The organism is Actinomadura macra NBRC 14102 (assembly GCF_001552215.1).
In the GTDB taxonomy this organism is placed as follows: Bacteria; Actinomycetota; Actinomycetes; order Streptosporangiales; family Streptosporangiaceae; genus Spirillospora; species Spirillospora macra.
Window position 1 is genome coordinate 125241 of the sequence record NZ_BCQT01000011.1, and the last position, 18510, is coordinate 143750.

An 18510-nucleotide genomic window follows, 5' to 3' on the forward strand; every position below is an offset into this window, starting at 1 on the left:
TCGACCGGTGGTGTTCTCCGTGGCCTGGGAAGTCGCCACGCGACGGCAGCCCTCCGAGATCACGCGTGATGCCGCGCCAGTAGGAACGTGGAGCAGACCATGACCGAGACAGCGAACCCGAAGGCGCCGGCGAGGGCGGCCAGGCTGCCCGGGCGGCAGGACTGGTCGAGTTGGCCGCACTACCAGGCGGCCGGCGCGGGGTTCCGCGGCTACTGGTACCCGGTCTGCTTCCCGGACCAGGTCGGAGAGAAGCCCCGCAGAGTGCGCCTGCTCGGCGAGGACCTATTCCTGATCCGCGACAGCGGCAGGATCTTCGGGATGAAGGACCGGTGCCCGCATCGCGGCGTACCGCTGAGCCACGGCAACAAGCAGTTTCCCGGCACGGTCTCCTGCGTCTACCACGGGTGGACCTTCCAGCTCGAAAGCGGCGACCTCGTCGCCGCGATCACCGATGGTCCGGAGTCGCCGATCTGCGGGAAGGTCACGCAGCCCACCTATGACGTCGCGGAGCGGCTCGGCATGGTGTGGGTGTACATCGGAGACGGTGAGGAGCCGCACCCGATCGACGAGCAGCTCCCGGAGGAGCTCGTCGGCAACGCGGCCGTTCTCGGGCAGCGCATACAGCCGCGCCAGGGCAACTGGCGGTTCGCCTGCGAGAACGGTTACGACGAGGGCCACGCCAAGTACCTGCACCGGGCGGCACTGTGGCGGCTGTTCAAACCCATGCCGGTGTGGAACACGACGAAGATCGTCAAGCGGGGTCGCTGGATCTATCGCGTCCAGGAGAAGCAGTTCTGGGAGGCGGAGTTCCCAGGTCTCGGCCGCTGGTCCGGTCGGGCCTGGTACAAGGCGAAACCTTCGAAGGAGACGGGGAACATCGGCAACACCTCCTCGCACCGCGAGGTCAACCCGGTGATCGCCGCCCAGGAGTTCCCCGGCTTCGCGTCCGTCAGCATGCCCGGCGTGCTGCGCATCGCCTACCCGACCTTCATCCACTACGAGTTCTACGTGCCGGTGGACGAGGACAACCACCTCTACGTCGGAGTCATGGCCGACTTCCACAAGGGCCTGAAGACTCTGCCCTTCTACGCCAAGTACCTCGGCGCCGTCCGCTGGCTGTTCCACGGCCAGTTCTCCGGCCAGGACAAGTGGATGGTCGAGATGACCGACGCGCCGCCGGAGAAGCTCTACCGTCCCGACGACTCGCTGCTGCAATGGCGCAAGCTCGCCGAGGACATGACGGAGGACCGGCTCGATCGGCTGCGCGAGCAGGGCCTCGACCCGGTCGACCCGACGGTCTGAGGGGACGGGACTGATGGCTTCCATCGTGCTCGGGGTCGGTGCCTCGCACTCGACGCTGATGAACACCCATGCGGACGAGGTCGTCCACACCGAGCGTGCGGAGGCGTTCCGCGCCGGCCTCGCCAACGCGCGCGCCCGGATCGCCGAGGCCCGGCCGGATGTCGTCGTCCTGGTCGGCTCCAACCACTTCCGCGGCTTCTGGCTGGACCTCATCCCGTCGTTCACGCTCGGGGTCGGCGGGGTCATCGCGGCAGGCGACGGCGGCACGCCCAAGGGACCGCAGCGCACCGATCCCGAATTCGCCCGGGTGCTGGCCGCCGAGCTCGTCGAGGCCGGCACCGAGGTGGCGATCTCCGCCAGGCTCACGATCGATCATGGCCAGTCGCACGCCATCCAATGGCTGCTCGACGGCATCGACGTGCCCGTCGTGCCGCTGGTGGTGAACGTGTTCGCCGCCCCGCTGCCCACGATGAGCCGCTGCGTGGAACTCGGCGCGAACCTCGCGGCCGCGATCGCCCGGATGCCGGGAGACGGGCGCGTCGCCGTCGTCTCCTCGGGTGGCCTGTCGCACCAGCTGCCCTGGCCGTCGGACTGGACCCACCCCGAGGGTGCGGACGAGGAGTTCCTGGTCGAGGCGTGGCTCAACGGCCGTGGCCAGTGGAACCGGTACGACCGGCGGCGCCGCGAGATCATCGTGGCCGCCCAACCAACGATCTTCACCGGGTTCGACGAGGAGTTTCTCGGCAACCTCGAGAGCGGCAACCTGCGTGAGTACGCGCAGCTCAGCTCCGGTGAGATCGAGGCCCGCGCCGGCAACGGCGGACAGGAGCTCCGCACCTGGATGGTGATGGCGTCCGCGCTCGGGTTCGGCGCCGGCGAGACGCTGGTCTACGCGCCGATGCCCGAGTGGCTCACCGGAATGGCCGCGGCCGTCATCGAACCTGCCGAAACCCCCTGAGCACGATGAGACAACGAGAAGAGGCGAATGTGGGCGTGACCGGCGAGCAGCTCACCTCTCCCGCGGCCGGCCCGATGCCCGAGGGCAGATACGCCGACGCCGACGGTGTGAGCTACCACTACGTCGATCTTGGGCAGGGGCCGGACACGATCTTCCTGCACGGCGGTGGCCCCGGATGCACGGGCTGGAGCGACTTCGGACCGGTCGCGCCGCTGTTCGCGCGTGACCGGCGCTGCCTGATCGTCGACATCCTCCAGTACGGCAGGTCCGAGAAATGCCGGATCAGCGGACCGATGTGGAGTTTCCACACCGCGAAGACGGTCGCGCTCATGGACGCGCTCGGCGTGGCGAAGGCCGACTTCATCTGCAACTCGTGGGGCGGAACGATCGCGCTCTGCCTCGCGGCGAACCATCCGGAGCGGGTGCGTTCGCTGGTGATCACCGGGAGCATGCCGGTCTTCTACGGCCCGCTCGCCCCGCTTCCCGAGAACGGTCACCGGGGCCGCAACGCCCGCGACGTCTACTACGGCGGCGAGGGCCCGACCCGGGAGAAGATGCGGTCCCTGATCACCCGGCTCGAATGGTACGACGCGGACCGGCTCCCCGACGAGACGCTGGAGACACGGTGGCGGCAGAGCCTCGACCCCGCGGAGCGCGAGCTTGCCGCGATGTCCGACTCGCCGCGGGGGGACTGGCAGGACCTGACCGAGGAGCTGGGCCGCATCGAGGCGCCCGCGCTGTTCATGTGGGGCCGCGAGGACGCCTTCCTGACCCCCGACTACCCGATGATGCTCGCGCGCATGGTGAAGAACGGAAACCTGCACGTCATGGACCACGCCTCCCATCACCTCCAGGAGGAGCGTCCCGTCGCCTACCACGCGATCGTGGACGGATTCCTGCACTCCGTCGATCACCCGTGAGCCCGTGACGTCCGCCACGCGAAAGAGAAGGCACATGAAGAAGATCTTCGGCCTCGGATCAGTCGTTCTCGTCCTCACCGGGCTCGCGCTCGCGAGCCGGCGCCTGGCGAGCTACCAGGCCCTGCTCCCCAGAGTCACCGACCGCATCAACACCCGGGTGACGCGCATCAACCAGCACAGACCGCCGCTGCCCGTCCACGACGTCTAGGGAGCACAGACATGAGCAACGACCTGGCCCGCACCATCTGGACCGAGCTGGCCGACCTGAACTTCAGCCTGTCGACCGTCGACGCGGCCGGCATTCCGACCCGGTCCCTGCGCAGCGGCGACGGCGATGAGGCTGTGATCTTCCTGCACGGGACCTCGGGACACCTGGAGGCGTTCGTCCGGAACCTCCGCGCCCACGCCGAGCGGTACAGCTGCCACGCGATCGACATGCTCGGTCACGGGTACACGGGCAAGCCCGGCCACCCGTACGAGATCCCGCGTTACCGAGATCACCTGTTGGCCTACATGGACGCCGTCGGCATCGACAAGGCCCACATCGTCGGTGAGTCCCTCGGCGGCTGGGTCGGCGGGCGGGCCGCCATCGACGACCCCGATCGCATCGCGTCGCTGCAACTGCTGTGCGCGGGGGGAACGGTCGCCAATCCCGAGGTGATGGAGCGGATCCGGACGAGCACCCGACGCGCGGTCGAGACCGACGACACCGAGCTGACCCGCCACCGGATGCGGCTGCTGATGGCGGACCCGGTCAACGCGACCGAGGAGCTGGTCACCGTGCGGCACGAGATCTACCACCGCCCGGACTTCATCGCGAACATCGACAACCTGCTGTGCCTTCAGCACCTCGAGACGCGGCTGCGGAACATCCTGAAGCCGGAGGATCTGGCACGGATCATCGCCCCGACCCTCATCGTCTGGGGTCGTGACAACCCGTTCGGAGACGTTCCGGAGGCAACTGCCATGCACAACGTGATCCCCGGTTCCGAACTGGTCCTCTTCGACGACTGCGGCCACTGGCCGCAGCACGAGCAGGCCGACAAGTACAACGAGCTGAGCCTGGGTTTCCTGGAAAAACACCCGGTGACCTGCGCTGCAGGGGAGTGATCGTTTCCTGACCGGGAAGGAAGGGGTACACCGTGGCGGCCGTCGGAATGGCGCTACCGAGTGCGGGAACGGAAGGGTCGCGATGACGTCGCCTGTCGATGCGGCCGTCGCGCGGGTGATGCGTCAGGTCACCGGCGAGGACCTGCTCGCCGCCATCACCGGCATCGTCGACATCGCGAGTCCCACCGGGGCGGAGGGCGAGCTCGCGTCCTGGATCGCCGCCCGCCTTTCCCGCGAGGGGGTCGAGTCGCACGTCCAGTGGATCGACGAGCTCCAGGCCAACGCCGTCGCCGTCCTGCGCGGCTCCGGGGGCGGCGCGTCGACCCTGCTCTATGCGCCCTTGGACACGTTCACGACGGGTGATCCCACCTGGGATGTCCCCGGGGCCGCCCGCCGGATGCGACCCGACATGCTGGCACGGGCGGTGGTCCGTGGCGACCTCGTCCAGGGACTGGGCGCGGGCAACCCGAAGGGACACGCGGCCTGCGTCCTCGTCGCCTTCGAAGCGCTGGCGGCCTCAGGCGCCGAGCTGGCCGGAGACGTGGTCGCCGGGTTCGGCGCGGGCGGCATGCCCACGTTCGCGATCGAGGGCATCGGAACCCCGGGACGCGCCAACACCGGGCACGGCATCGGTGCCGGCTTCCTGGCCGAGCGCGGGTTCACCACCGACCACGCCGTGATCGCCAAACCGGGCTGGACCGTCTCCCACGAAGAGGTCGGACTGGTCTGGCTCGACATCATCGTGCCCGGCGAGCACACCTACGTCGGGAGCCGGCACCGGATGCCGTACCGCAATGCCGTCGCGCTCAGCGGAACCGTCGCGAACCGGCTGGAGGACTGGTTCGAGAAGTACGCCGTCCGGCACGAGCACGGCACCATGCGTCCACAGGGCGTGGTGTCGTCCGTTGCCGGCGGGCTCGGCCACCTGGCCGCCTCGACCCCCGCGGCGGTGCGGCTGCGGGTCGATGTGCGGTTGACGACCCAGCAGACTCCGGCGACCGTGACGCGAGAGGTCCGCGCGTTCGTGACCGCGATGGGACAGGAACTCGGAGCCGACCTGCGGGTCGAGCAGATCGCCGCCATCCCCGCGTCGCGCACCGATCCGGACTCGCCGGTCGTCCGCGCCGCAGTCGAGGCATGGGAGGGCGTGGCAGGCGTCCGGCATGAGCCGATCAGGGAGAACAGCGGTGCCACCGACGCCAACATCCTCCGTATGCGCGGCATCCCGACCGCTCGTGTCGGAATGCCGAAGGTCCCCGAGGGGCCGGCCGGTGAGAGCGTCGACTTCACCCTCGGTATGAACCTGGTGGACGTCCGGGAGGCGCGTCGGCTGGTCGAGATCCTGGTCCGAACGGTCCTGCTGCTGGACGGCCATGGCATGGGGAAGGCGGGCTGACGTGCCGATGGTCCAACCGCGACGCTACGGCGAGGGGCAGGGAGAGGGCGCGAACAGCGTGCTCGGCAAGACACGGCTGATCCTGGAGGCCTTCCAGATCGACGACGTCGCCCTGTCGCTCTCCGAGCTCTCCCGTCAGACGGGCATCTCGAAGGCCTCGGTCTACCGGCTTGCCCAAGAACTGCTCGAATGGGGCATGCTCGAACGATCGGGACAGGAGTACCGGCTCGGGATGCGGGCCTTCGAGCTCGGCAGCCGTGTGCCCCGCTTCAGGGTGCTCCGCGACGCGGTCCGTCCGCTCATGGAGGACCTCCACTTCAGCGTGAAGGAGACCGTGCATCTCGCTGTGCTCGACGGACTCGACGTCCTCTACCTGGAGAAGGTGACCGGAGCCCGCCAGGCCACCAGGCCTTCACGGATCGCCGGCCGGATGCCCCTGCACTGCACCGCCACCGGGAAGGTCCTGCTGGCCTACAGCCCGCCGTTCCTGCTCGAAGAGCTCGTGGACCGGGGGCTGGAGCGCCTGACGCCTGCGACGATCGTGATGCCGGGAATTCTGGCCAAGCAACTGCGTGGGGTCCGGGCGCAGGGGTACGCGGTCGAGCAGGAGGAGACCACCCCGGGGTTCACCTCGGTCGCGGTGCCCCTGTTCGGGAGCAGCGGCATGATGCTGGCCGCGCTCTCGCTCACCGCACCCACCTTCCGGGCGGACACCGCGGCGTTCGCCGCGGCGCTCACCGCGGTCACGCGCAAGGTCACCGCGAGCTACCAGATCAACTGATGGAGAGGACACGCGAGCGCCGGACCGGTCATGTGGCGCCTCGCGCCGCAGGCGTTCCCGCCGTCGAGGTCCGGGACCCGATCGACCATGAATTGGCCGCGCGACCTGGCACAATGGTATGTCGATAGCGCATACTCGCTGGATGGGCGACGACATCGATGTCGGCGACGCGATGGTCGCCGACGAAGAGCGTTTGAGTTCCGGGCTGGCAATGCTCGTCACCGCCAGAGGGCTGGACGAATTGCAGGATCGCTACTTCGACTGGGTCGCGGGTCATGTGCCGTCATTCGCCTACGGCGTCTACCTGTTCGATCCGCGGACGGGCGAGCCCCGGGCGTCGTCGGTACGCGGCCTCAGCCGGTTCTACGCGCATCGTTACGAGCGCTTTGGCAGGGCGGTCGACCCGGTGCTGCGCGCGGCGGTGGCGGCGCGGCGGGCCTGGGACGATTCCCTGGTGGCGCCGGCCGACCAGTGGCGGCGGGCCCCCATCGTCCAAGATCTGTTCCGGCACTACGACATGGCGCACGTGATGTGCGCGCCCCTGGTCAGCGGCGGGGAGATCGTCGGCACCGTCAATTTCGCCCGCAACGGTGGCGAGCCCGCCTTCGACCAGGGCGATCGGCGCAGGGCGACCGTCGCGGCGATGATGTTCCAGGCCGCGGTCGCCGCGGCGGATCTGGTGACGGCGATCGATGCCGAGCGGGCGGCCTGGTGGGGCGCGCTTGAGGCGAGCGGCCAGGCGATCGTCGTCACCGACCTGGAGCGGGCCGAGCGCCACGCGAACCGGCCCGCGCGTGCGTTGCTCGACGCCGCGGACGACGCGTGGTCCGTCCTCGACGCGGCGATCGACTGCGGCGACACGACCCGGCGGCTGACGGTGCGGTCCGCCGGGCAGGGCGCGGCGACCGAGGTCAGCGTGACATCGGCGCCCCTTCCCGAGCGACCCTCGGTGATCGTGTCGATCCTGTCGGCCGAGTCGTCCACACCGGCGATGCCCCCCGCGCTGCGCCGTCTCCTCACGGCCCGGGAGGCGGCCATCGCGGAACTCGTCGCCGCGGGCCGGCGCGACCACGAGATAGCCGGACGCCTGCACATCAGCCCGAACACCGTCAAGCACCACCTGAAGTCGATCTACTCGAAGCTCAATGTGCATTCCCGGGTGGAGCTGGCGGGTTTGTTTCTGCGCTGATCCCATCTTCGGGTGACCCGGCGCATTCCCGTGAACGGGTGATGTGCGGGGAAGAAACGATTTGTAGCGTTTCGGCCATGGGATCACACAACAGTGTCACGGAACTCAACGATCTGTTCGTCGAGGCGATGAACGCCGGTGATCTGGACGCCGCGTTGTCATGCTGGGACGAGCACACGGTGTTCCAGACGGGACCGGGTACGCCGCCGGCGCGTGGTACGGCTCAGCTGCGCGCGGCACTGGTGGAATTCCTCGAACTCAAGCCCCATCTGAAGATCGAGGAACTGCACCGGGTCGAGGCCGACGACATCGTTCTGGTCGCACTCCGCTGGGAGCTGTCCGGGACCGGCGCCGACGGCGAACCGGTCGAGATGAGCGCGATCGACAGCAACGTCTTCCGTCGCCGGCCGGACGGCACGTGGCGCATCGTGATCGACAACCCGTTCCACTCCGTCCACCTCGGAATCGACTCGTGACCGAGGTTGCGACCGGCCGCCCCACCATCGACGAGCCCTTGCCGGCGATCGTCGGCGGCGAGCGGCGGCCGGTGCCGGCGGTGCTCCCGGCGGTCGAACCGGCGACCGGCCGGACGTGGGCGTACGTCGCCGACTGCGACGCCGCGGTCGTGGGCGAGGCGGTCGCGGCGGCGGCCACGGCGTTCGAGACATGGCGGACGACCTCCCTCGCGCAGCGACAGACCCTGCTGTGGGCGATAGCCGACCGGCTGACGGCGACGGCGCGGGACTGGCCGGCATTGCTCGCCACAGAGAACGGGCGGGCGATCCGTGAGGCGGAGCTGATCGACGTGCCGACCGCGGCGGAGATCTTCCGCTACTTCGCCGGGATGGCGAGGAGCGTCCACGGCGAGACGATCCAGGGTGCGCCGGAGTCATCGCACGTCTACACCACCCGGCGCCCCCTCGGCGTCATCGCCGCGATCGTGCCGTGGAACTCGCCGCTCATCTCGGTCGCCCACAAACTGGCGCCGGCTCTCGCGGCGGGCAACACGGTCGTGGTCAAACCGTCGGAGCTGGCGTCGGTGAGCACCGTCCGCTTCGTCGAGGCGATCGCGGACCTGCTGCCACCGGGTGTCGTCAACGTGGTCACCGGCCTGGGCGCGAGCGCGGGCGACGCGCTGGTCACCGACCCGCGCATCGCCAAGATCAGCTTTACCGGCGGTACGGCCAGCGCGCGGACGATCCTGAGCCGGGCGGGCACCCGGCTGACCCCCGCGCTCATGGAGCTCGGAGGCAAGGGCTCGCTCGTCGTGGGGCCGGACGCCGATCTCGACACGCTGACCGAGGACGTGCTGACCGGGATCTTCGCCGCCAACGGTGAGGTCTGCTTCGCCGCGTCCCGCGTCCTCGCCCACGCCGACGTGCACGACGAGCTGCTGGAGCGCGTCACGGCACGCGCCGACCGGATCCGTGTCGGTGACCCGCTCGACCCGTCGACTCAGGTCGGCCCGCTCATCAGCATCGCGCATCGGGATCGTGTCGCGGGGGCGGTCGACAAGGCCGTCGGCGAGGGCGCCACCGTGCTCGCGGGGCACCTCGTCCCGGATCTGGGTGGTGACCTCGGTGAAGGAGCCTTCTACCGGCCGACGGTCCTGGCCGACCCGGACGGGAGGACGAGCGCCTCGTGCGAGGAGTTCTTCGGCCCGGTCCTCACGGTCGAGCGCTGGTCGGACGAGGACGAGGTCGTGGCCCGTGCGAACGCGGTGGCCTACGGGCTCGCCAGCGGCGTGTGGACGACCGACCTGGCACGGGCGCACCGCATCGCCGGGCGCCTTGAGGCGGGCATGGTCTGGGTGAACACCTGGTTCGCCACACCTCTCGGCCAACCCCAGGGCGGCGTGAAGGCCAGCGGCTTCGGGCGCGAGGGCGCCGCGGAAACGATCTCCGAGTACCAGGCCACGAAGGTCGTCAACGTCAGTCTCGACACCGCGCGTCCCCCGATGTGGGACTGACGCGCCACACGAACATCGTGGAGGAACCATGGATTTCCGGCTGGACGAACAGAGTCAGCAAATGGCGGAGGTCGGAAAACGGCTCGCGGGCGAACTGGCGCGAAGCTCGGCCGCTGCGGACGAACAGCGCGCGATCCCGGCGGAAAGCTTCGCCGCCCTGCGCTCGGCGGGGCTGTACGGTGCAGGACTGTCCACCGATCTGGGTGGGCTCGGCGTGCGGTCCACCGCGTGGCTGGCGACCGTCGAGCAACTCGCCCAGGGCGACGCCTCGACGGCGCTCGGATTCAACATGCACTACGTGGCCACACGCATCGCGGCGGAGCTGCCGTCGTTCGACCCCGAGGTCAAGAAGCACGTGGCCTCGCTGGTGATCAACGACGGCGCGCTGATCTCGGCGCCGCTGTCCGAGCCGTCCTCGTCGAGCCTGCTGCCGGGGTCGTTCCTGCCGACGGTGACGGCCGCCCGCACCGCCGACGGCGGCCTGCGCGTCAACGGGACCAAGATGTACGCATCGATCTGGGAGGCGAGCGACTACGCCTTCATGTTCGCCCGGCCCGACTGGAGCGACGATCCGACGTCGGTCATCGCGTTCCTGCTCCCGGTCGCGCAACCGGAACACATCGTCGTCGACGACGTCTGGGACACGCTCGGGATGCGGGCGACGCGCAGCAACCGGGTGAGCATCACCGACGCGCACGTCCCCGCGGATCTCGTTCTGGGGCCGATCGACGACTTCGTCACCAACTGGATCGTCGCGCAGGCGGCCGTCAGCTGGGGCGGCTACACCGGCTGCTATCTCGGGCTCGCCGAAGCGATGGTGACCTGGCTGGCCGAGAACCTCGGCACCCGGATGGCGAAGGGATACGCCCAGCCGATGGGCTACCACCCGACGATCAGTTCGGCGGTCGGGCGCGTCGCGACGCAGGTCGAAGCCGCCCGGCTGATGATGTACCAGGCCGCGTGGAAGGCGGACACGGCCGGCTCGGGTCTCGGCACCTGCCACGCCTATCTTCAGGCGAAGCTGATGCTGGCGGACGCGATCGGGCGGGTCATCGAGCTCGGCACCACCGCGGGCGGCCTCAACGCCCTGATGCGCCCCAAGGGATACGAGCGCATGCTGCGCGACGTGACGACCGCGGCGATCATGCCGCCGAACGCGTACGCCTGCGCCGAGATGGCCGGACTGATGACGATGGGGCTGGACCCGGGTCAGGCCCCCTCACTGGCCACGGCCTGAAGGCCAGGTGGTCGAAATGGAGGAGGTCACCGAGGACGTCGCCGCGCTCCGGCGGACCTTCGGGTGTTTCCCGTCGGGAGTGACGGCGGTCTGCGCCCTCGTCGACGGGACGCCGACCGGTATGGCGGCGAGTTCGTTCACCGCGGTGTCGCTGGCCCCGCCCCTGGTGTCGATATGCGTCCAGAACACCTCGGAGACCTGGCCGAAGCTGCGGCACGCGCCGCGGTTCGGGCTGAGCGTGCTCGCCGAGAACCACAACGAGGCCTGCATACGCCTGTCCCGCAAGGAAGGCGACCGCTTCAACGGGGTCGACTGGGAGGCACGGCCGGGCGGTGGGGTGTTCGTCCTCGACGCCACCGCCTGGCTGGACTGCCGCCTCCATGACGAGATTCCGGCCGGCGATCATGTGATCGTGCTGCTGGAGGTCCAGGGCCTGCTCGCCAGGCCGGAAACCCCTCCGCTGGTCTTCCACACCAGCCGGTTCCGGCGGCTGGCGCCGGTCTGAGGAGGAGCGGGTGGGTGAGGCGACGGCAACGCTTCACAATCGCGTCCTGTTGACCCAGGGACGCACGTGGCACGGGCACCGGTGGAGATTCCAGCGCCCGTGCCACGGCTCTTCCCGCCCGCGCGGGTCCGCCCGCGGTCGCTGTGATCCAGCCCTCGATTTGTACTGCCATATCGATGAAGTTGATAACATTTAGGAACTAGGAACCTGTGGTGACTGCTGAACGCAGAGCGGTTTTGGCATCACATTATTCTTCTTGCCGGCATGGCTTCGAGGGCCCGCCGGCCTGAGCCGGAGGTGACCGATGTCGCCGGACGCCGTGGCGCGCCGCGGGGAGGGCCTGGTGAGCGTCCGCGTGGAAACGGTCGACGGTCCCTACTTCGAGGACCTTCACCATGGGCAGCGCTTCGGGAACAGCCCCGCCCGGACCCTCACCGAGGGGTTGGCCGCCGCCCACCAGGCCGTCGTCGGGTGCCGGTCACCGCTTGTGCTGGATCACGGGCTGTCCCGGCGGGTGCTCGGCGGCGAGGGTGTCCTGGCCGCTCCGAACCTCGTCTGGGACGTCGCCATCGGCCAGTCGACGACGGCGACGCACACGGTCGTGGCGAACCTCTTCTACCGGGGGGTGGTCTTCCGGCGGGCTCCACGGCTGGGCGACACCCTGCGCACGGTCACCGAGGTCGTCGGTCTCCGGCAGAACTCCCGCCGCCCGGGACGGCCCGCGACCGGCCTGGCCGCGTTGCGGATCAGCACGGTCGACCAGGACGACCGCCCGATCCTGGACTTCTGGCGTTGTGCCATGCTGCCGCTGCGGGATCAGGCCGTCGAGACCGGGCACGCCGACGATCTGTCCGTGATCGGCGCCGATCCCGGGCGGGACGAGATGGCCGCGGTCGCGTCCGGATGGGACCTCGCCTCCTACCGGGACGCGCTGCCCGGCCGTCACTTCGCCGGTCTCGCACAGGGCGACGTCTTCACGGTGACCGGCGGAGACGTCGTGTCCTCAGCACCCGAACTGGCCCGGCTCACGCTGAACGTCGCCAAGGTGCATCACGACGCCACCGCCGGTGATCAGGGCCGGCTGGTCTACGGCGGTCACACCATCGGCATCGCCCTGCACCAGGCGGTCCGGGCACTGCCGGAACTCGTCACCGTCGTCGGCTGGCATGGCTGCGACCACCTCGGCCCGGTCCGCGAGGGGGACACGCTGACCAGTACCGTCGAGGTCGAGCGGACCGAGCCGCTCGCGCGTGGCGGGTTGGTTCACCTGCGCTCGCTCGTCCGGTCGGTTCGCGCCGGTGCCACACCGGCCGACGTTCTGGACTGGCGGCTCGTCGCCCTGTTCGCCTGATGGGGACGAGCCGGTCGCCGGGGACCGGAGATCGAGGACGCGCGGCATAATCGCCGACCGGGGCGAGGAGACCAGAGGTGAGCGATGGGCGCGCAGCGTAGGGAGAGCGGCTACCGCGCGCTGGCCCGGGAGATACGCGAGCAGATCCTGCAAGGGCACTACGCGGACGGGCGGCGGCTCCCGACGGAGGCGGAGCTGTCCGAGCGGCACCGGGTGAGCCGGCAGACGGTCCGGCGGGCGTTCCAGGATCTCGTGGCCGAGGGCATGGTCTACCGCGTGCCCGGCCGGGGGACCTTCGCCGCCCCTCGGAGCAACGGTTACCTGCGCCAGTTCGGATCGATCGACGACCTGATGGGCCTGTCGGTCGACACGCGGATGCAGATCACGACGCCGCTGCGCCGCCGGATCGACGTGGACGCCGCCGGCCGGCTGAGGTTGCCCGACGACCTGGTCTACCGCGTCGACTTCCGGCGGGTTCACGACGGGACGCCGTTCTGTCTCACCACCGTCACATTGCCCGCCGATGTCGGCCTCCTGCTGGCGCCGGTCACCGAACTCGCCACGCCCGGGGCGACCAGTGAGCTGACGATCATCGGGCTGCTCGACGGCAGGCTGGAAGCGCCGATCGCCGAGGCGGAGCAGAGCGTCACGGTCGCGCTCGCCGACACGGAGGCTGCGGCGCAACTGGGCTGTGCCCCCGGGCATCGGCTGCTGCGGATCGATCGCCTGTACCTGGACACCACGGGTACCCCGGTCGAACTGGCGGTCAGCCGTTTCCTGCCCGAGTTGCATTCCTATCGCACCAGACTGCGCCGCAGCACGAGATAACGGCCGGCCGGGTTCGGGCCTTCCGGCTGGGCCGATGAGGGGCCGTGAGCCGCTGGGCTTCGGCTCGCCGCCAAGCTCCGGCGGCGGTCGGATGCCGGCCTGTTGGCGTCCTGGTTCGATGGAACCGCAGATCAGACCCTGTGCCGCTATCACGGGCGCTCCGTTTCGCCCGGCGTCCGGCCGTCCCTTGAAGATTCCATGGCCCTACATTGACGGCCAGATGTTGCATGTGACAACATCCGCCAGACGTGAGCGGCGCCACATCCACGTCAGTGGGGCCTCAGTGGCAGTCAGAGGAGCGAGCTTGCGCAGGCCCGGCCACGGGTCGGCATCGCGCCGCGGAAAGCGAGGGGTTCATGAGGGTACGGGCACGCGTTCTCGGCTCGGTGCTGATCGGAGCGTCACTCGTCCTCGCCGGTTGTGGCGGGGGCGACTCGGAGGGCGGGAGCAAGACGGCGAAGATCACCGTCGCGACCCAGCCGGACTTCTTCGGGGTGCCGCTGTACTTCGCGGTGCAGAAGGGCTTCCTGAAGAAGCAGGGGCTGGACGCCAAACTCCAGAAGTACCCGACCGGCGTGGAGGGCACGGAGGCCGTGGCGACCGGCCAGGCGGACTTCACCACGGTGGCGGGGTTCCCCGTCGTCAGCCTGGCGGCGCAGAAGGCCCAGGTGAAGGTCATCGGCCACAACGCGACCTCCTCGCAGTGGTGGGGGTTCGTCACCGACGGCAGCATCAGCAAGCCGTCCGACCTCGAAGGCAAGACCGTCGGGTTCCAGTCCAACTCCACCGCCAACTACTGGTTCGACAGGTTCGTGGAGTACCACAAGCTGGATCGTTCCAAGATCAAGATCATGGACGCGAAGTTCGCGCAGCTCGTCCCCGCCTTCGCACAGCGCAAGGCCAACGCGATCATCCACTTCGAGCCCAACGTCTCCAAGGCCGTGGCCAGCGTCAGCGGCGCCAAGGTGACCTGGTGGGGCGGCGACGACGGCCTGCTGCCGTTCTACGGGTACGTGGCGGCGGGACCGAAGGTCTACAAGGACAAGGAAACGGCTCTGCGCGTCCTGCGCGGACTGCGCGAGACGGCCGCCTACATGAAGAGCAACCCGGCGGAGGTCGTCACGTTCGTCAAGGAACTGACCGGGATGTCGGACGACGGACAGGTCCAGAAGATCCTGGCCCAGATCGACTTCAGCCTCTCGTTCGATCCCAAGAGCATCGACCAGATCCAGGCGATCGCCGACTACCAGCTACAGCACAAGAACATCAAGGCCCGCGTGGACGCCAAGAGCCTCGTCGAAGCGACCTGGGTGCAGGAAGCCGGCCAGTAACGCCTGCACGGCGGGCGGAAACCGGCCCGCCCGCCGTGCAGGACATCACCACTCAGCCAGGAAGGGGAACGGCCCGTGGACATCGGGATCTCACATCTGCCGGCGTCGCCTTCCCGGGCGCTGCGCCTGGCGCAGATCGCCGAGAGCACCGGCATCGGGCGATTCGGGGTCGCCGACTCGTCCCACCTGTTCGGCGCCATGTACCCCACCGTGCAACTGATCCTGTCCAAGACATCACGGATCAAGGTGGGGCCGTTCGTCACCAATCCCGTCACCCGTCACCCGTCCGTGCACGCGGCGGACATCGCCGCGCTCGCGACGCTCCACGCCCCCGGCCGGCTGGCGGTCGTGATGGGCACCGGCGACTCGGCGGTGCACAGCGTCGGGTTGCGTCCGGCCCCGGCCGAGCAAGTGCGTCTCGCGCTGGAAACGATCCGCGGCGTGGTCCCGGACGCGGTGACGCTGGAGCTGGCGGCGAGCGGACCGAAGGCCGCCTCGATGATCGCCCCCGGCATCGACGGTCTGGTACTGGGAGGCGGCTTGTCCGCGTCCTGGACGCGGCATCTCATCGCCGCGGCCGGCAGCCGTCCGGACGGGCCGGTGGGCGCGCGGGTCTTCCTGATCGGCCACCTGGTGGAACGCGAGGATCAGGTGCCGTGGGCACGCGAGGCCGTGCGCGCCTCGGTCCTGGCGGTGGCCCGGCACGCCATCGGCGGCGGCATGGCCGCCCGGGACGTGCCGGTCCGGCTGCGTCCAGGTCTAGAGCAGGCATTCGCCCGCTACGACTTCGCGGCGCACGCCAAGGCGGGCGGCGTCAACGAGCGACTGCTGGACGACTACGCAGAAGAAGAGGCGTACCTGTTCGAGCGCTTCGCAGCGGTGGGCACCGCGGGCAGCGTCGCCGAGCGCCTCCGGGCGTTCCAGCGGGAGAGCGGGATCGACGGCGTGGTGCTGAGCACCACCGTGCCCGACCCCGACTCGCACGTCGCCCTCGCGGGGGAACGACTGACCGCCGCGCTGGGCCCATGAGCGCGGACACCCCGACGACCCCAAACAACACTTCTGACGGGAGAGGTCGCACATGACTCAACCGATCACGGGCTCGCACGCGCGTTCGTCCGATGAGGCGTTCGTCGTCATCGACGACGTCTCCTTCGCCTATCCCGGCAGTCCTCAGCCGATCCTGCGGGATGTCAGCCTGACGCTGCGGCGCGGGGAGTTCTTCGTCCTGCTCGGCCCCAGCGGATGCGGCAAGACCACGATCCTCAACCAGGTCGCGGGATTCGAGCGGCCCACCACGGGCTCGATCAGCATGGACGGTAAGCCGGTCGCCGGCCCTGGACCCGACCGCGCCGTCATCTTCCAGGGAGACGACTCCCTGCTGGGCTGGCTCAACGTCCGGCACAACGTCGAGTTCGGGTTGCGGGCCCTGCGCACTCCCGCCACCGAGCGGGCCCAGCGTGTGCAGCGCGCACTCGAAATGGTCGAGTTGGACCGGCAGCAGGGCAAGTTCCCGCATGAGCTGTCGGGCGGGATGAAGCAGCGCGTCCAGATCGCGCGCGCCCTGGTGGTCGACGCGCCCGTCCTGTTGATGGACGAGCCGTTCGGCGCGCTGGACGCGCAGACCCGGACCACCCTTCAAGACGCACTGGCCGGGCTCTGGGAGCAATCCCAGCGGACCGTTCTGTTCATCACGCACGACATTTCCGAGGCGCTCATCCTTGGCGACCGGATCGGCGTGATGACCTCCGGACCGGCTGCGCGGCTCCAAACGGTGATGGACAACCCGCTGCCGCGGCCGCGCGCACGCGGCACCGCGGAATTCGCGGAACTGTACCGAGAGATAGAGGAAGCGGTCACCGCCGCGAAGTCTCGTCCATCGGTCGCCGCCCAGGAGCCCAGGTGAACCGGGTCGGGGTGAGTTCTGGACACTGGCGCTGGCAGCGGCCCGCCCTGAACATCCTCGCGGTGCTGGTGGCCGTGCTCGCCTGGCACGGTGCGGCGTTGTGGAAGGACAACCTGCTGGTCTTTCCCACCCCGCTGACCTGCCTGTCGGCGCTGGGTGACGTGCTGTCCGATGCCGAGCAGCGCGGACAACTGCTCATCACGCTGAGGCGGGTGATCATCGGGTTCGCGATGGGCAGCGCCCTGGGGATCGCGGTCGGCAGCCTGATCGGCAGCGTCCGGAGTATCGCGGTGACACTCGAACCGGTCGTCCATTTCCTCCGGTCGGTGACCCCGGTCGCCTGGATCATCCCCGCCACCATCTGGCTGGGTGTGGGGGAGGGCTCGCTGCGATTCATCGTGGTCTACGCGACGGTCTTCCCGGTGACGATCAACACCTTGATGGGCCTGTCCCAGGTACCGGCCAACAAGGTGCGGATGGCGCGCACGTTCGGCGCCTCCCGGCTGCGCATCTACCGGTCGATCATCGTGCCGGGCGCCGTGCCGTACATCGTCACCGGAATGCGCCTGTCACTGGGCTACTCGTTCATGAGCGTCGTCGCGGCGGAGATGGTGGCGGGCAAGGACGGCATCGGATACCTGATCTACCATTCGCGCATCTTCTTCGACACCCCGACGATGTTCGCCGGGATCCTGCTGCTCGGAGCTTCCGGGCTGCTGTTCGACAAGGTGTTCAGCGTCGCCACCCACCGCGGCCTCGCCCGCTTCTACGCCGGGCAGGTGAACCAGTGAGCACGACCTCACGCGCCCAGACCAACCGTGTCGCCGCGAACCGGGCGAAGCGTGATGCCGCGAGGCGAGCGAGGCGGCGCGGGGTTCCCGTGGCCGTCGCCGGCATCTGCGTACTCCTCATCGGGTGGGAGGTGCTCTCCCGCGCCTACGGCAAGCCGCTGCTGTTCCCCGGACCAGCGGACACCGGCTCCGCTCTGATCGACGGTCTGACCAGCGGAGACATCGGGACCGCAGCGGCCTCCAGCGTGCTGCGCGTGCTGACCGGTCTGCTCGTCGGTTCCCTGGCCGGAGTCCTGCTCGGCCTGTTGTCGGGGTCCAGCAGGGTGATCGAGGCGTTGCTCGAACCGTTCATCAACGTGTTCCGGTTCATCCCACCGCTGGCCTGGTTCGCTCCGGCCCTGCTGTGGCTGGGGTCGGGGGAGACGTCCAAGATCGCGCTGATCGTCTACACCTCGGTGTTCGTCGTCGCCGTGAACACGGCCGCCGGTGTCAAGGCGGTGCCGCGGAACATGATCCGGATGGCGCGCACGTACGGAGCGAGCCCGATCAGGCTGTTCTTCGTCGTCCGGCTGCCCGCCAGCCTTCCCTACATCTTCTCCGGTGTGCGCATCGCGATGGGCAACGCCTTCATGACGGTGGTCACCGCGGAGATGCTCGGCGCCTCGTCCGGCCTCGGTGTCCTGATCACCGAGGGGACCGCCAACACCGACGTCCGCGGGGTCTTCGCCGCGCTGATCGTCCTCGGCACGCTGGGGCTGTGCGCCGACCGTGCGTTCGTCCACCTGCTGCGACGGTACGGCGGCCGGTTCTCGGCCCGGACCCTCGGGGGGCCGTGACGGGAGCGGCGACGGCACGAGCAGACAACGCAAACGATCGAGGGACACAGGAGAAGCCATGAGTACAGACCGCCGGTCGGCGCCGTCACCCGCCGTCACG

General features: G+C 69.4%; 19 protein-coding genes. All 19 read left to right on the forward strand.

The genetic code is table 11. The features are described from left to right. Positions 1-99 precede the first annotated feature (99 nt). Entirely contained in the window at positions 100-1302 is a 1203-nt protein-coding gene (locus tag AMA02S_RS20345) for an aromatic ring-hydroxylating oxygenase subunit alpha (RefSeq protein WP_067460953.1), read from the forward strand. A 13-nt stretch (positions 1303-1315) separates the two neighbouring features. Continuing rightward, complete coding sequence (locus AMA02S_RS20350) at positions 1316-2260, forward strand: DODA-type extradiol aromatic ring-opening family dioxygenase (protein WP_067460954.1); 945 nt, start codon at positions 1316-1318, stop codon at positions 2258-2260. Positions 2261-2265: 5 nt separating this feature from the next. After that, entirely contained in the window at positions 2266-3180 is a 915-nt protein-coding gene (locus AMA02S_RS20355; RefSeq protein WP_218005061.1) for an alpha/beta fold hydrolase, read from the forward strand. A 34-nt stretch (positions 3181-3214) separates the two neighbouring features. After that, the gene (locus AMA02S_RS42005; protein WP_157430743.1) at positions 3215-3388 is read left to right on the forward strand and encodes a hypothetical protein; all 174 of its coding nucleotides are present in this window, start codon (positions 3215-3217) and stop codon (positions 3386-3388) included. 11 nt (positions 3389-3399) lie between these two features. Next, on the forward strand, positions 3400-4290 hold the full coding sequence (locus AMA02S_RS20360; RefSeq protein ID WP_067460955.1) for an alpha/beta fold hydrolase: 891 nt from the start codon (positions 3400-3402) through the stop codon (positions 4288-4290). An 82-nt stretch (positions 4291-4372) separates the two neighbouring features. Next, positions 4373-5686, forward strand: coding sequence for a M20 family metallopeptidase (locus tag AMA02S_RS20365; RefSeq protein ID WP_067460956.1), 1314 nt, complete (start codon positions 4373-4375; stop codon positions 5684-5686). Between the two features lie 7 nt (positions 5687-5693). Beyond that, positions 5694-6467, forward strand: a complete 774-nt coding sequence (locus AMA02S_RS20370; RefSeq protein ID WP_067461298.1) for an IclR family transcriptional regulator — start codon at positions 5694-5696, stop codon at positions 6465-6467. A gap of 142 nt (positions 6468-6609) precedes the next feature. Further along, positions 6610-7656, forward strand: a complete 1047-nt coding sequence (locus AMA02S_RS20375) for a LuxR C-terminal-related transcriptional regulator (protein ID WP_067460957.1) — start codon at positions 6610-6612, stop codon at positions 7654-7656. A 77-nt stretch (positions 7657-7733) separates the two neighbouring features. Then, positions 7734-8132 (forward strand): YybH family protein, encoded by a 399-nt coding sequence (locus AMA02S_RS20380; RefSeq protein WP_067460958.1) that lies wholly within the window; start codon positions 7734-7736, stop codon positions 8130-8132. Further along, complete coding sequence (locus AMA02S_RS20385; RefSeq protein ID WP_157430744.1) at positions 8129-9625, forward strand: aldehyde dehydrogenase family protein; 1497 nt, start codon at positions 8129-8131, stop codon at positions 9623-9625. Before AMA02S_RS20380 ends, AMA02S_RS20385 begins: the two co-directional genes overlap by 4 nt. Before the next feature lie 28 nt (positions 9626-9653). Beyond that, positions 9654-10862: an acyl-CoA dehydrogenase family protein gene (locus AMA02S_RS20390; RefSeq protein WP_067460959.1), complete on the forward strand. Its 1209-nt coding sequence runs from the start codon at positions 9654-9656 to the stop codon at positions 10860-10862. Between the two features lie 16 nt (positions 10863-10878). Continuing rightward, entirely contained in the window at positions 10879-11367 is a 489-nt protein-coding gene (locus AMA02S_RS20395) for a flavin reductase family protein (protein WP_067460960.1), read from the forward strand. Between the two features lie 304 nt (positions 11368-11671). Next, positions 11672-12718, forward strand: coding sequence for a MaoC family dehydratase (locus AMA02S_RS20400; RefSeq protein ID WP_157430745.1), 1047 nt, complete (start codon positions 11672-11674; stop codon positions 12716-12718). A gap of 84 nt (positions 12719-12802) precedes the next feature. After that, positions 12803-13546 carry a GntR family transcriptional regulator gene (locus AMA02S_RS20405; RefSeq protein ID WP_067460961.1) on the forward strand — a complete coding sequence of 248 codons (744 nt, stop codon included), beginning with the start codon at positions 12803-12805 and terminating at the stop codon, positions 13544-13546. 356 nt (positions 13547-13902) lie between these two features. Further along, a complete protein-coding gene (locus AMA02S_RS20410) occupies positions 13903-14877 on the forward strand; it encodes an ABC transporter substrate-binding protein (protein ID WP_084265398.1) in 975 nt (324 codons plus the stop codon). A 75-nt stretch (positions 14878-14952) separates the two neighbouring features. Then, the gene (locus tag AMA02S_RS20415) at positions 14953-15906 is read left to right on the forward strand and encodes an LLM class flavin-dependent oxidoreductase (protein ID WP_067460963.1); all 954 of its coding nucleotides are present in this window, start codon (positions 14953-14955) and stop codon (positions 15904-15906) included. Positions 15907-15958: 52 nt separating this feature from the next. Further along, a complete protein-coding gene (locus AMA02S_RS20420) occupies positions 15959-16783 on the forward strand; it encodes an ABC transporter ATP-binding protein (RefSeq protein ID WP_067460964.1) in 825 nt (274 codons plus the stop codon). Continuing rightward, positions 16780-17574, forward strand: coding sequence for an ABC transporter permease (locus AMA02S_RS20425; RefSeq protein ID WP_067460965.1), 795 nt, complete (start codon positions 16780-16782; stop codon positions 17572-17574). The genes AMA02S_RS20420 and AMA02S_RS20425 overlap by 4 nt, the downstream gene beginning before the upstream one ends. Beyond that, positions 17571-18410, forward strand: coding sequence for an ABC transporter permease (locus tag AMA02S_RS20430; RefSeq protein WP_067460966.1), 840 nt, complete (start codon positions 17571-17573; stop codon positions 18408-18410). Before AMA02S_RS20425 ends, AMA02S_RS20430 begins: the two co-directional genes overlap by 4 nt. Positions 18411-18510 lie beyond the last annotated feature (100 nt).